14 protein-coding genes are annotated in these 14,715 nt (G+C 50.4%); all 14 read right to left on the reverse strand.

Annotated features, from left to right (window positions below; genetic code table 11):
• Positions 1-38 precede the first annotated feature (38 nt).
• From folE to NSQ91_RS28570, 14 genes are read right to left on the reverse strand one after another with little or no spacing between them, the layout of a single operon-like run.
• On the reverse strand, positions 39-638 hold the full coding sequence (gene folE, locus NSQ91_RS28505; protein WP_076193982.1) for a GTP cyclohydrolase I FolE: 600 nt from the start codon (positions 636-638) through the stop codon (positions 39-41).
• Positions 625-1,704: an HAD-IIIC family phosphatase gene (locus NSQ91_RS28510; RefSeq protein WP_076193980.1), complete on the reverse strand. Its 1,080-nt coding sequence runs from the start codon at positions 1,702-1,704 to the stop codon at positions 625-627. The genes folE and NSQ91_RS28510 overlap by 14 nt, the downstream gene beginning before the upstream one ends.
• Before the next feature lie 36 nt (positions 1,705-1,740).
• Entirely contained in the window at positions 1,741-2,871 is a 1,131-nt protein-coding gene (locus NSQ91_RS28515; protein WP_076193978.1) for an acyl-CoA dehydrogenase family protein, read from the reverse strand.
• Between the two features lie 13 nt (positions 2,872-2,884).
• Positions 2,885-3,142, reverse strand: coding sequence for an acyl carrier protein (locus tag NSQ91_RS28520; RefSeq protein ID WP_076193975.1), 258 nt, complete (start codon positions 3,140-3,142; stop codon positions 2,885-2,887).
• 30 nt (positions 3,143-3,172) lie between these two features.
• Positions 3,173-4,033, reverse strand: a complete 861-nt coding sequence (locus NSQ91_RS28525) for a 3-hydroxyacyl-CoA dehydrogenase family protein (RefSeq protein WP_340920917.1) — start codon at positions 4,031-4,033, stop codon at positions 3,173-3,175.
• The gene (locus NSQ91_RS28530) at positions 4,024-5,094 is read right to left on the reverse strand and encodes a BtrH N-terminal domain-containing protein (protein ID WP_076193971.1); all 1,071 of its coding nucleotides are present in this window, start codon (positions 5,092-5,094) and stop codon (positions 4,024-4,026) included. Before NSQ91_RS28530 ends, NSQ91_RS28525 begins: the two co-directional genes overlap by 10 nt.
• Positions 5,091-5,375, reverse strand: a complete 285-nt coding sequence (locus NSQ91_RS28535) for a hypothetical protein (RefSeq protein WP_076193969.1) — start codon at positions 5,373-5,375, stop codon at positions 5,091-5,093. Before NSQ91_RS28535 ends, NSQ91_RS28530 begins: the two co-directional genes overlap by 4 nt.
• Before the next feature lie 43 nt (positions 5,376-5,418).
• On the reverse strand, positions 5,419-5,784 hold the full coding sequence (queD, locus tag NSQ91_RS28540) for a 6-carboxytetrahydropterin synthase QueD (RefSeq protein WP_076193967.1): 366 nt from the start codon (positions 5,782-5,784) through the stop codon (positions 5,419-5,421).
• Entirely contained in the window at positions 5,781-6,980 is a 1,200-nt protein-coding gene (locus NSQ91_RS28545) for a class I adenylate-forming enzyme family protein (RefSeq protein ID WP_076193965.1), read from the reverse strand. The genes queD and NSQ91_RS28545 overlap by 4 nt, the downstream gene beginning before the upstream one ends.
• A 5-nt stretch (positions 6,981-6,985) precedes the next feature.
• Positions 6,986-8,365 carry a coproporphyrinogen-III oxidase family protein gene (locus NSQ91_RS28550; protein ID WP_076193963.1) on the reverse strand — a complete coding sequence of 460 codons (1,380 nt, stop codon included), beginning with the start codon at positions 8,363-8,365 and terminating at the stop codon, positions 6,986-6,988.
• Between the two features lie 16 nt (positions 8,366-8,381).
• Positions 8,382-9,065, reverse strand: a complete 684-nt coding sequence (locus NSQ91_RS28555; protein WP_081387933.1) for a 7-carboxy-7-deazaguanine synthase QueE — start codon at positions 9,063-9,065, stop codon at positions 8,382-8,384.
• Between the two features lie 5 nt (positions 9,066-9,070).
• Positions 9,071-9,592, reverse strand: coding sequence for a nucleoside deaminase (locus NSQ91_RS28560; RefSeq protein WP_076193961.1), 522 nt, complete (start codon positions 9,590-9,592; stop codon positions 9,071-9,073).
• The gene (locus tag NSQ91_RS28565) at positions 9,589-13,410 is read right to left on the reverse strand and encodes a beta-ketoacyl synthase N-terminal-like domain-containing protein (RefSeq protein WP_340920925.1); all 3,822 of its coding nucleotides are present in this window, start codon (positions 13,408-13,410) and stop codon (positions 9,589-9,591) included. The genes NSQ91_RS28560 and NSQ91_RS28565 overlap by 4 nt, the downstream gene beginning before the upstream one ends.
• 30 nt (positions 13,411-13,440) lie before the next feature.
• Positions 13,441-14,709: an ACP S-malonyltransferase gene (locus NSQ91_RS28570; protein WP_076193957.1), complete on the reverse strand. Its 1,269-nt coding sequence runs from the start codon at positions 14,707-14,709 to the stop codon at positions 13,441-13,443.
• Positions 14,710-14,715 lie beyond the last annotated feature (6 nt).

Raw genomic sequence — 14,715 nt, forward strand, 5'->3', positions numbered from 1 at the left:
CGAGCTCCTTTGAATTCCCGAAGTCTTTTTACGTATGCTTACTCGTGTCTAATATAATGTAAAAATTCAATTTTGCGGTTGTAATCGGTTTTGAACACGCCCCGGCTGACAGATGTAGTGGTGATCACTCCCGGCTTTTTGACGCCTCTGGCACACATGCAAAGGTGCTCACCTTCCACGATTACGATTACGCCCAAAGGCTTCAAATATTGTTCGATCATATCGGCTATTTCCGTTGTCAATCTCTCCTGAACCTGCAACTTGCTGGATAGTGCGTCAACCAACCGTGCTAGCTTGCTAAGACCAACGATTCGATCATTGGCAATATAACCGATGTGAACCTGTCCGTAAAAGGGAACCATATGATGTTCGCACATGCTGAAGTATTTAATATGGCTCAGGGCTACCAGCTCATCGTAATTCTCATTGAATGTAGCCGACAGCAGCTCCTCACAATCTGCGGAATAACCTTTGAAAATTTCCGTGTACATCTTGGCCACTCTCATCGGTGTATCCAGCAGCCCTTCCCGATCCGGATCCTCTCCGATTAGCCGCAAAATTTGACGTATATAGCCGGAAATCTCCTCAGTGTTGGCTTGGTTACTGTCTGGAACAAACAGATCGCTAACTTTTACCATAAGGCAGCCTCTCCCTCATATTTTCATGCGTTTCATTTGGTGTGATGATCTTCATATAATCCGGGTATACCGCCTGATTGTGCAGGTCATGCTCCAGCACAATAACACCTTTCCCGTGATCCAATGGCACTTCGGCGAAGCCGGCAAACTTGTAGGTGGCATACATTATCCGGTTGCGGTCATTTGGCAAGAACTCAGCCAACAGCCTTACGCCTGCCAACTTCGCTTCTCTTTGGATATAACTGAGCAGAACCGTTCCCACACCCCTGGACATGACCCGGCAGGACATTAGCATCAGCTTGATGGTCCAATCCCGGGAACCACATTCCACCAGCAGGAGGCCGATTTTTCCGTAGTCCCCGTAGCGATCCTTGAGATCCGCCATCAGCAGACGATAATCCGATGACCGCCTAATGCTGTCAAGTTCCTCATAATCATATGTAATACCGGTCGAGTTCAGCTGATGGGTTCGAACAGTTAACTCCTCCGCGCGTTTCAGGTCTTCCGCTTCCGCCTTGGAAATGGACATTACCATATTTAACTCGGCCAGGAACTGCTCTTTATTCCCCGTGAAGCTATGCTCGCTCTCGTTCCTTTGCTGGTTCTGCATATACATTTCCCGGCGCCGACGGGAATCATCGGTGATAAACCTTGGCTGCATTTCCGGGTAATCAAGAATTTGGCTTATACAAACAGCGTCTATCATCATCACACCGGGCAGAAGATCTGCAACTTCATCCCGTTCAAAGGGCTGGTCATCAATAAAGGCAACCGCGTCTTCCGCAATGTTCAATCGTGTGATAATAGTCTGTACTGCCTCGGACTTGGGATTCCAATGAATTTGCGGATAAAGAAAAAAGTGTTCGATACCGAACTGTTTCAGCTTCCGCATCGCTGTGTCGTAATCGTTCTTACTGCTGATGGACTGAAGAATCCCCCTACAGTCGAGCGCCTTTATCGTCTCCAAGACAACACTACTCGGCACCACTTGATCTCCTTCGCTAAGGACGCCGTCCCACAGGGTATTATCCAAGTCCCAGACCACACATTTTATACTTTTGACCATCGTTTTCAGATGCCCCCCCCGGCCGACTCGGCCCGTCTACATTCTCCGAAAAGCGTGCGTTGCGATCATCGACTCGTGAATTTGTGAGGTTCCTTCGATAATCTCGTAAATTTTCGAATCCCGATAATGCCTCTCTGCCGGACTTTCCGCGCTGCACCCGATGGCTCCCTGAATCTGCACCGCATCAGCGGCTGCTTTAGCGACCATTTTGGACGCAAAGTATTTCGCATTCCACGTTTCCATAATGGAGTCCGGGTCTCCCTCGTCCTTTAGACGCCCCGCACTTTCACACAAGACTCGGGCTGCTTGAATGCCAACCACCATCTCGGTTATCATTTTCTGGATAAGCTGATGGTTTCTAAGCGAGTTGCCAAACTGTTTTCTCTTGCGTGCATACAACAACGATCCCTCCAGACAGGCCTGAGCCAAACCAACGCAACCGCAGGCCACTGTATATCGGCCGTAATCAAGGCAGGACATCGCGACATGGGTCAGTCCCGCGCCTTCAGAACCCAGCAGGTTCTCCAATGGTATCCGACAATTGTCCAGATGCAATTCAGCCAGCATAGACCCTCTGACACCCATCATTCCGCGGATAGGCTGAACAGTCAGGCCAGGGGTACTCTTTGGCATTAGGAAGGCGGTCACCTTCTCGTTGCAATTGGCGAAAATAACGAACAGATCGGCCAATTGCCCCATCGTAATCCATTTCTTGTGCCCATTCAGCACATATTTACCGTCCTGGATAACGGCTGTGGTCTGAATACTTTTCGCATCCGTTCCTGCCCCGGGCTCGGACAAACCAAAAGCACCGATGACGGAACCCTTAGCTAGCTTGGGCAGCCATTCCTCACGCTGCTTCTCCACGCCCCAGCGGTCGATGGCGATTTCTACCATCCCCTGCACTGTTAAGACTCCCCGGGTCGAGGAGCAACATCTGCCCAGTTCTTCGTTCAAGCGACCAACATCCACCATGTTCATCTCTTGTCCTCCGTAACGCTTCGGCAGGAATGCACCCAGATAACCTGCCTCCCCCAGCTTTCGAATCAGTTCAACCGGAAGGTGCTCATCGCGGTCAATCTGGGCAGCCAGTGGCATTACTTCTTCCTCGGTGAACCGTCTGAAATCCTCATGCCGAAAGGTCTGAAGAATCCCGGAAATCCCCATGTTTTTCCCCCCTCTATTCGCCTGATGACCGTAGCATAAGACGTTTTCTTTCCACTAGTTCGGTAATGGAAGCCAGCGTCTTGAATTGATTCAGATCCATATCTTGGTTCTCAATGCGAATTTTGAATTCCTTTTCCAGAAAAAGAATCAATTGCATCGCAAACAACGAGTTAATGGAACCAAGCGCAAAAATATCATCGTGCAGGCCGATCGTATTGACACGGAACATACGAAGCAGAAAATGTTCAATTCTCAACTGAACCTCATCCATCGGTTATTTCTCTCCTGTCCCCAAATAAGTTTAAATGTGGTACTGATAAAATCCTTCCCCCGTCTTCCGGCCATGCAGGCCGGCATCCACCATTTTCTTGAGAAGCGGACAACAGCGGAACTTGGAATCCTGATAACTCTCATACAATACTTCGAGTGAATTCTTTACAGTGTCAAGACCGATCAAATCAGCCGTCTCCAAAGGCCCCATCTTGTGGCCATAACATTTCTTGAAAATATCATCGACCTCCCGGACTGTCGCCACCTGATCCTGAACGACAAAGGCGGCTTCATTCATCATCAGATGGGATATGCGGTTAGATACAAAGCCAGGCAAATCGTTAACCACGATCGCTTCCTTCCCGAGCCGCCCCATTAGCGACGTGGTCACATTCAGCGTATCCTCCGACGTATGGTATCCCCGGATTACTTCGACGGCTGCAATCAGCGGTACGGGGTTCATGAAATGAACTCCAATAACCCTCTCCGGCCAATGTATGCCTGAAGCCAGCTCGGTAATGGATACACAGGAAGTGTTTAGCGCTATGACACAGGATTCCGGAAGAAAGGGGGCCATCTGCTGATATAGCTCCTTCTTCAAATGGGTTACTTCCGGAACATTTTCCACAATGAAATCCGCCTCATTCAAAGCTTCCAAGTGGGTTGTCCATTCTATTCGTTCCAGAATAGCCTCCGGTTCTTCAACTGAAGCTCCGGTCTGACGAAAGAGTGCCCGCATCCGCAGATCATTCCGAAGCTGCTCTCTGGATTGCTGCAACACATCTTCCTCACGGTCAATCAGGATAACTGCAATACCGGCAACGGCTAATGCCTCAGCGACCCCTCTTCCCATGATGCCGGCGCCGATGACTGCAACTTGTTTTATATCCATACCGGATACCCCTCCACCTTCAGACTTTTGCTTAAGCTGTACAACTGGTAATAGAACTGCTTCTCCAAATCAATCTGACGTCTAAATAAATCTGTCAATTGCTGAAAAAGCTCGGCCTTTTCTGAGAGAGAGGCCTTGATCACGACAGAAGAAAGCTTTTTCCATTCCTTGATCGTTTCCTCCAAGTGGTTCATGCAGCTATACAGCTTAGGTGAGGGCCACTCAGCGGCCGCCGACTTCAGATAGAATTTCAGAAACGTTTTTCGCGAAGCGGTGAAGAACAGTTGTCCGTGCAGATCTTCCAAAAAACCCTTCCGATCTCTGGAGTCGTCCTTCATTTGCTCGATCTTTTCGAAGAGGGCATGAAGGGCGTTGATTCCCCGCCGCTCGGGCCGCCCTTCATCCGGTCTACAGTAAAACTGCTCCAGGCACAATGTTAGCGCCTCATCGATCAGATGCTTCTTCGGTGAATTCCATCCGTCCCGCTCCACTTCGACCCAAAGATAGCGAATCGGATTTCCGCTTAAAATCCCGTCTGCTTCATTAGTTGAGGATCTGGCTGGATCGAGCATAGCTTGGGAGCGTTCTCCCTTGAAGAACCAGGGTGGATACCAGTCAATTACCTGATATTGCTCCGTTTTCTCCTCGTAACCCGTAAGCAGCAGTGAGTGATAGGAGTGCTTTTTGCGATAAAAGGGGGTGTAATCCAGCTCATGTACATCCGCTGCCATGATCAGCGGAACCCCTTCTTTCAACTTGCGCCGGTTGACCTCCCAGATCTCTGTAGCGGTTTCCCCGCTACCTGGATCGGAATGGAAATGAGCATGCCCTCTCCAGGAAGGGAGGAAGCTGGAAAAAAAATCTCCGGTGCTGAAACGGTAACCGTACCTACCCGTTTCTTCTTCCTCAGCAAACAGCCATTCCACTCCGCAATCCAGAAACAACTCTGGACGATCCACACCATAGAACCCTAAAAGCTTCCAATAACAATTTTTGAAGCAATAATACTCAAATTCTTTATGGAAGACGAACTCTGCCTGCATGAGTGAGCTTTCGGTCATTGAACTTGATCCGGCCATTGCAAGGCAGCTCTGACAGTTTGAATGATTTTGTTGACTGAAGTGAAATTTTCAATACCAAATTCGTTGTTGACGACTTCCTGGTCCAGGAACTCCTCTATTCCCGCGAGCAAATTGATTAGAGAGATAGAGGAGATGATTTTACTGTCTACAAGCTCGGTATTCTCATCGAACAGCTCAGCATCCACGCTCTCCTCGCTGATTTTCTTCAGAATAAAGAGGCGAAGGTCTGTTTCGGATTTTTGATTGTACAGAATTCCCATAACGTTATTCTCCCTTCAGATTGGCTGAGTGTGTTAATCCTGTTCAGGCTTTGATCTCGGCGTAGCTGTCCTGTGTTTCGTACAGAACAATCCGGTTCAAATCGTAAGGCTTGTTGCGCAATTTCTCGGACAGCACGTTGAAGATGTGCACGGCCATGATCTCGACGGTCGGCAGATCGAAATAATCATTTAGGTAGGCATGATCGTATCGTTCGATTACATTCTCTTTAACGATTGCCTTTAATTCTTTGAAGTTACACACCCAGCCCAGATCATTTACATCGCCAGTCACTTCCACAGCCAATTCATAACGGTGTCCATGCAGATTCTGACAGGATCCGTATACTTCCTCCTTCGGAAGTTTATGGGCGGCCTCGAACAGAAATTCTTTACCGATAGTTACTTTCATACTTCACTCTCCGATTCAATAGGATGATTAGAAACTTGAATCCGCTCCCGGATATATAACTGACCGTGTGCGTCTATATAGCCCCGGTCGCCCGTACCAAACCATTCGTGGCGTTTGGGAGTATTAGAGAGCCGGTCTCCGATGTAACTCCCAGAAATAGTGTCGCTGAACACTTCGATTTCATCCCCGGCACCGATCCGGATCAAGACATTGTCTACCGCTCGACCAACGCTTGCAACATTGTGCTCATCCGCATCCAGATTGCAAGAAATGGTACTGACTTCCATCATGCCATACAGTTGTTGAATCCAACGTCCATACCGCCGATGAAATGATAGACTGGTCTCCTCTTCCAAAGGCGAGCTGGAGCATAACAATAACCGGCCGTCCCTAAAACTAACGTTCCTATCGACATATTCGGCCCGATTCAGAATGTCGTAATACTCGGGAGTTCCCAGGAATACAGAAGGGCTGAGCTCTGAAAAAGCTTTGAAAAGGCGATTCGGCATGAACCAGCGCTCCAACCATACCTGAGCACCCGCCTTCAGCGGGGCCAGCAGCCCCATTGTCAGCCCATATCCATGGCATATTGGGACTGCACAATAGACGATATCCTCCCTTGTATAGGCGAAGGTTGAGATGATGTTGTCCGTGTCCGCCAACAGATTCCGATTCGTGCGGACAGCCATCTTGGGCATCCCTGTCGTCCCGGAGGAACATTGGATGATAACTGGATCTTCGTCGCCTCGTAATTGATAGTCCGCAGTTTCCCCTCCTATAGACGACGCCTCACCGGGAAAGCAAAACTGGGGAAGATCCTTACGCAAAAGCAGCCGAAACGAAAAAGATGCCTCTATGCGCAACAGGGAATCAAAAAGGTGATTCTCCATAATTACCGTATCTAACTGAATCGCAAGCAGATTTTCGCGTATTTTCTGCACATCATTCTGCGGGTTGATCAGCACCACAGACACATGCCTGCTGGACAGAGCGTACAGGCAGATGACGAATTCGAGCGAGTTGTTCAAAACTAAGCCAACCGCCTCGCCAGTTCCGATCCCCTGCTCACCCAGCCGATCTGCCGCATAATCTACCGCTCTCACCAGCTCGGTATAGCTCATGCGCTGTCCGTCACAACTGACAGCACATCGCTCAGGGGCACTATTTTTTGCTTTTAGCAAACTGGAGTATAGCATGCAGACTAAGCCTCCAGTTCCACAACTTTCATCCCTGTGTCATCTTCGTTATAGAAATTCGTCTTGTCACGAACCGACTGGAAAAAGGAACTCATATACGTATTCCATCGTTCCTCGCTGATAAAATGAGCTGCTATATTACCCGCCCAGACGACCCCTTCCTCGGTCAATTTCAACGTATCTCCGATCCATTCGGCGAGGCCCATACTGATGATTGTATTAATCTTTTCTTCATAGAAGGCATAGTTCGGGATATACTCTTTGTCAATCGCCAAAGTGATTGGGAAAAAAACCATCGTTCGGTCGTCGTGCTCTTCTTCTGAAAGCTTATGCGCCAAATTGGCCGGGAACTTGCCCAGACTTACCTGTTCCGCATACTGCTTAATATCGCATACATTTTTGTAAACATATCCGTCCAAATATCCTCTTGATGAAACTCCAATTCCCAGTACATTGTTGTTTGTCAGATACAAGCGATCGCCGATGTGTGTTTCCTTTTGCCGCAAGGAGTAGGTATTGGTCGTAATCTGTTGATAACCATGTTCTTTCAGCCATTTATGAGCTTCGCGGAAGGTGGCCAGCTGGTTCGGATTGGAGGGATTGATCCGGTAAGCCCCTTTCTTGATCTGGCGGTCGAGATAGGTGTTCGGGAAAACAGCCATATTGTAAATATCGATATGATAGGGATTCAATGCCGTTACTTTCTCAAGATCTTCGATGAAGTCGGCGATCGATTGATTCGGCATATTGTACATCATGTCGATACAGTACTCATTAAGACCGGCAGCGTTCAAAATCTCCACTCCGCGGTAGATATCATCCAAGGTCACTCTCATATTCATAGCCTCACGGATATCTTCCTTGAACGTCTGAATGCCAAAGCTGATTCGGTTGATGCCAAGATCCATCATCTGACGAATTTGATCGACACTTTTCACACAGTTGATTGAACCTTCAACCGACCAGTTATCCTTGAACTCCACCTGGAAATAACTCTGAACGGCCTGAATGATCCGCTCAAAATCCAGGGGTTGCATAAGGAGCGGATTGCCTCCACCAAAATGCACAGAATCGATCTTTTTCCCATTGAAATACGGCGTCGAGGCGTAGTGCTTCATCTCGGCGATCAGCATGTCGATGTAAGACGAAATTTTCCCTTCCAAATCCCTGCTTCCATGAACTTTGTAATAAGGGCAAAAAATACAGGCGGAGTCACAAAACGGAATGTGTATGTATAGGTTGTTCGCCGCCTTGCTATCTGAAGACGGCTGCTCCAGGAAATCAAAGAAAGTATCCTCGTACTCGCGGTTGTCATTCACTTTCGACAATTTCGGATACACCCAAAAATCGTCCATGCGTTCCTTCAAACTTAGTGGTCCTTTCATTTCATTGCCTCCTCCGTTAATTTAGAATTTCACTTTTGTTGTTCCATATTTGCAGTTGAAGACGGTTCGCGTATCTCATATTGTGGTCGATACACATTTTAAGCACCTTTTTCTGCACCCGTTGCAATTCCTGTATGGTGGCTGCCATCGGCATAATCATCACCCGGAAAGGATCATAGTCCCCAACCTCTGCCAGTATAGAAGCCACCTCGTCCATATCATCCCGTTCGCTGACCACGAACTTGATCTGATAGCTGTAATTAGCGATGAATTTACGTATAGTCTCAAGGTCAATCTTGTTTCTCTTCTGTCCGTCTGCTTCCGTAACGACAGAATTGGTCAGCTTAGGACTCATACTGATAAGATCGCACGTTACCTCCTGATACAGTGTAGCGTTAGTTTCGATGGTGATGTGGTATCCGCGCTGATGCAGTTCCTGGGTCAGCAGAGGTAGCTCCGGGTGGATAAAAGGTTCTCCCCCCGTTATTACGATATTACGGCAGTCGTAGACTGCCAGAGCGTCCATAATTTCCTCCAGGCTGTAATACGTCCCTCTTCCTCCCTGCAGAAAATCCTGAGTATCGCACCATGAGCAGGAGAGGTTGCATCCGACCAGACGAAGCAGGACAGAGGGAATACCTTGCAGAAGACCTTCTCCCTGGATAGATGCAAACATTTCATAGATTCCAATTTTCTTCATCGCTTTCACTTCCTTCTCTCATGGCGTCTTTCGCCCGTATAGGGCCTAGAGAATAAATCGACGAACCGTCTTTTTTTATTCCAGAGCGTGAACAGTTGTTCACACTCTTGCTCCAGTATCCCCCCTTCCATAGAAACAGGATGAGGAAAGGAGGCTGTCAGAACGGCGGAGTCGATATTCGCCTCCGAAAAACCGTGATGGATACATCGGTTCAGCGAAGTTCCGAAGACAACCCGCGGAATCTGTGCCCAGTTGATGGCGCCCAAGCACATAAGGCACGGCTCACTTGTGGTATAGATGACTGTTTCTTTCAGACTGGCGGCCCCGTACCGTTGGCTCCACTCCCGTATGGTGTTGATCTCGGCATGCGAAGTGGGATCACCGGATTTCAGTGAATGATTTCCGGCGAAGACATAACGGTTCCGATCCTGGGCTATACAGCAGCCGAAGGGAAATTCCAGCCGCTCAATCCCGTCACGGGCTGACGCGACGGCCAAGCGCATGAAGTCCTCATCATACTTCTTCATGTCGTAACGGCACCCACTCCTACCGATTTACCGATAAAGTCTGCAATAGATTCGATGGATTGATAGCGCAGAATGTCGGATGCTTCCACATTCAGCCCCTCGTCGGCAAGCTTCACGGCCAGCCTGAAGGCAAAGATCGAATCGCCGCCTAATTCAAAAAAGTTGTCTGTGACGTTGATTGTCTCGTAACCGAACATGTCCTGCCATGCGTTCACCAGTATCCGTTCATAGCTGGTGTATTCACCCGACAGCCTTCCCTCCAGGCCGGTATCTCTTCCCGGTTGAATAGGAAGCGGCTGGCTGAGAACTTCGGTCTGAACCGGAACTACAGCGAGCGCAGGGGCCGGGCTCTCGGAGAATAGCCCCGGCCATACGCTTACCTGCGACACACCGACCGCCGATTGCACCTCCCGGCCATGCGTCCCCTGCTCATACGGCGGTGTGACACTCATTTCCGCGGCGGCCAGCGGACGGGAGACGGGATTCGCCTTACCGTAATACTGGATCCGGGCAGTCAGTTCGTCCGACAATCGGAACGGCAAGTAATCCAGCAACTTGAATACCTGGCTGCTTACGTTCAGTTCCCCCGCGATAAGCCGGTCCGCGTTCAGGCTCAGCATACGGGAGAACGTCTCGATCCCTTGTTGGGCAGATATTTTTTTGAAGATGGACCGTCCTTCGTCGGTCTGCTTATCCTCGGTCAGGCCGATGTCTTCCCATTCCGGCCAATCAATGGCCATCGCTCCCGGCATCTGGGAGTTTCGATACCCGGCGTAAGCGTCCAGATATGCATTAGACAAAGTGTAAGTCCCGTTCCCCAGTCCTGATACCAGTGTCATCACCGATGAGAACAGGATGAAGAAGGACAGCTTATCCCCACGCGTCTCCCGGTCCAGAATCCAGGTACCGTGAACTTTTGCCCTAATCGAGCTATTCAGCATTTCCGAGGTCAGCTCGGTCAGGGTGCAGGTCTCGTCGGCAACAGCCAGATGAATCAGGCCATCGATACTTCCGTAATCGCGGCGGATGTCCCGGAACACTACCTCCACGTGATGCCGGTCGCCGATGTCGCAGGATCGAACATCAACACTGGAACCACCCTGCTCGATCTTAGCGAGCTTGACGAGGGTCTCTCTGAGCCCGTTCTCCCTTTCATCGCTTCCGGCGAGAAGATCCTGCCACCGCTCCCTCGGTGGAAATTCCGATCGCCCGAGTAGCACCAGATTGATGTTTTGGCGGCCGGACAGCATCTCGGCCAGGCGGATCCCGATCCGGCCCAACCCACCGGTAATCACATAAGTACCACCTTGGTACAGAGACGGGCCGGGCCGAGTGGACATCGAAGAAGCAGGCACCGCCTCGACCGCTTCGACGTACCGTCGTCCCCCACGAAGAGCCACAGTATATTCGCCACTCACGCACTGGATTTCAGTCATCAGATCTTCGACCGTGCTACCCCGACCGACATCAATGCTTCTACATTTCAGTTGTGGATATTCCCACCGCACTGTCTTGCCTAGACCCACCAGTGCTGCATTGTGCGGTTGGACCAGGTCACTGGATTCAATGCGTGCAGTACCAGCAGTCACGATAACAAGCTCCATTCCCACGGCGGGCTTCAGCTTGTGTAGCGTCTTGACGAGGTACAGCAAGCTGTAGACACCCGCCTCCAAATTCAACTCCAGCTGTCCGAGAGTATCGGGATCCCCGTCGCCGAAGGCGGTCGTCAAGTGGATGATCTTATCCGGTACGAACGCCTGCAAGTGCGGAAGCAACCGCTCGAAATCCGATTCGGTCAAAGCGACGCATATGCGTTCCTCTGCTATTGGCACGTATACCGGACCGATCTCGATTTCTAGCACCCGGTTGCCCTGGCGCCGCAACATGGCGGCCAATGTAGCGCTTGCGACCGAGTGGTCTGTGAAAAGGACCACCTGCTTGCGGGTCCAGGCTAACGCCGTCGAAGGAAGCGGATCGCCGTTCCAAACAGTCCGATACATCTCTTCTGCGGAATTCGGCTTCCGTTCGGCCAGCACTCGCGGATCGGTCTGAATCCAGCAACGATTTTTTTTGAACGGGTAGTGCGGAAGTGGTACCGTGTAAGCCGGAGTGTCAGAATAGAGGTTTTCCCAGGGAATATCTCTTCCCCGGACATAACTCTCGCAAATGGTAGCGGCGTCATCCATCACAGGCACCATATCTCTTCCCTCCAAGTCAGACGGAGCTGGAGTACAGCTTCCGCTGTTGGTCCATACACTGGCCTGCGGTGTATCTGGGTTCCGGCTCAGCAAGACCAGCTTACGTCTCAGATCACCAACATCTTCCGCTAAAAGCGCGATGCGATATTTCAGGTGCAGTCTGCCTACAGTAGAGGTATAGCAGAGATCAATCAACGAGTCGGAACGGTCACCGCCCAAATAGTCCGCCGTACGTTCCGCAAGTTCCCGAAGCTGTTCACGTCCGATAGCCGACAGTGTGAAAATACAGCGGCCCGGCTCGGCCTGACTCTCTCTACACAACTCCGGCGCTTCTTCCAGAACCACATGCGCGTTAGTTCCACTGATACCGAACGAGCTGACACCGCATCTACGTGGGCTTACTAACCACGGCCGCAACCGGTGATTGAGATAGACCGGAGAATCTTCAAATTTGATCTTCCGGTTCGGTCTCATCAGATTCAGGCTGGGCGGAATCTGACGCTGTTCAAGCGACAGAATCGCTTTAATCATGCCCGCGACTCCAGCCGCACCTATCGTGTGACCAATGTTGGATTTGACCGATCCGATCCCACAAAATTGCCTGCGCGGCGTGTAATTCGCGAAAGCCTTACGAATACCGAGAATCTCGGTCGGGTCGCCAAGCTTCGTCGCCGTCCCGTGCGTCTCAATATAGCTGACTGTCACCGGATCCACTCCGGCGTTTTCCCATGCCTGCATCAGCACTTGCTCCTGGGCGCCGGCGCTCGGTGCGGTAATTCCGATTGATTTACCGTCCTGGTTCACGGCACTGCCCTTGATAACGGCATGAATATAATCATGGTCTTCAAGTGCCCGGGAAAGTGGTTTCAGCAGCATGACGCCTACTCCCTCGCCTTGTCCCACCCCGTCACAGTCCTCATCAAACGACTTCGTGCGCCCGTCCGGGGCGATAATCCCTATATTTTCGACAACTTTATTCACCGTCGGCACTATGAACAAATTGATGCCACCGACCAGAGCCGTCTCGCATTCGCCGTTGATCAGACTGCTACAAGCCATATGTACAGCCGCCAATGAGGACGAGCAGGATGTGTCGACCAGCAGGGACGGCCCTTTCAGGTTAAAAAAATAGGAGATGCGCCCGGCGAGAACAGCGGGCAAGTTGCCTGAGAAAGAGTTTTCCGCTTGCTCCGGATTCAGCTTCATAATGAGATGCTGATACATAATGGCCGAGAATTCAGTTGGAAACCCTATAAATACGCCTGATTTGGTCCCCGCGATCTTCCGAGCGTAACCCGCGTTTTCGATGGCATGAAAGGCTGTCTCCAGCAGCAACCTCTGATGAGGGTCCATCAGCGCCGCTTCTTTGGGAGAAATTTTGAAAAATTCGTAGTCGAACGTATCTATCCGCTCCAGGTATGCAGCTTTCCGATAGTCAGGCACTTCGACGTCGTTATGAATGGCCCGGACATATTCCTCTGCATCCTGCATTCTTCCCTCAGGCAGGGTGCCCACACAATCCATCCCGTCGCGCAGACACTCCCAGAACGCCTTGGGATAATCCGCCCGGGGAAATTTCAAACCTATGCCGATCACTGCGATATCTTTCGTATTTTCCATGTCCTGTACTCACCTCCTCCTTTTTCGTGATCACACATCCAGATACTCGTGATAACAATCGAACAGCCCGCTGTCAAGCAACACCTCTTCTACAATCTCTTTACACTCCGCCTTCGCTACTTTTTTGGTGAGCAGAACCTGTAGAAGCATGTCCAGTCCGTTTCTCATCTCCCTGTAACTGGGCAGCCTCCCCTCTTTTTCTAAATTCTTCAACCCCGAGAGAACCTGCCTATAAGGAATCAGTACCCCCTGTTCAAACTCCTTTTCGTTGAAGTTGGAATTGGGAGCGCATACCGCCTCTTTGAGACAATCGTTAATTAGTTGGTATCGGCTGGACTCCTTCACGGCTTCCAACTTGCGAACCGCCGAGAACAATCTCACAATTTCCTGAAAATCTCGACGATTTTCTGCCCCGTACACTGTCAGGTCGAGGCGGTTGGTCAGCGAGAGATTACGCAAAACAGTCTGGGGACCTACCTCGATCAAATCTCTCATCCCTCCTTCAGCCAGACAGGCTAATACCTGTGTCCAACGGACGGGGCTAACCAGTTGAATGGCCAACTGTTCAGGAATCTCCCTTTCCGACGTGTAGAGGTTTCCCGTGATACTGGAAACGACGGGGATACCAATTGGAGCGTATGAACAGCTATCCAACTCGACCTTCATTGATGGCAAAGAAGTTTCCATCAACCGGCTGTGGTACGGCCCACGAACCGAAATCGGTAGTATTCCGCCTCCCTCTAATTTCAATCGGGCCGACACTTCGTACAGGGCCCTTTTGCTTCCGGAAATCGTCACTTGCTCATCCGAATTGTAATTGGATACGGCAGCATATCCGAGGTCGCAGGGAATAGTTTCGCATACCCGCTCGGCCGATTCGGGATCGATCCCCATAACCGCGATCATTCCACCCAGCTCGACGCTGGCTTCCTCCATGATTTGTTCCCGCTTCTGAACCAGTCTCAATGCGTCTGCAAACGTTAGCGCACCGGAACAGGAGAGTGCCGATATTTCACCCAGACTGTGACCGGCCAGAACATCGGGATATATACCGTATTCCTCCGTCAACACCTTGAACGAGCAATAACTCGCCAGTACGATCGCCGGCTGAACCACCCCGGACCTTTCCAGTTCATCCATCGTGTAATGGAGCAACACGTCCTTCATATTGCAGCCAAGCAAATCACCGGCCTCCTCATACAACGCTCGCACAGACTGAAACTCGTTGTAGAACGCTTTTCCCATACCAGCGTAGTGGGACCCTTGTCCTGGAAAAATAAATACCTTCTTCTTGTGCATGGTACT

This window comes from Paenibacillus sp. FSL R7-0048, from assembly GCF_038004505.1.
Taxonomy (GTDB): Bacteria; Bacillota; Bacilli; order Paenibacillales; family Paenibacillaceae; genus Paenibacillus_AQ; species Paenibacillus_AQ odorifer.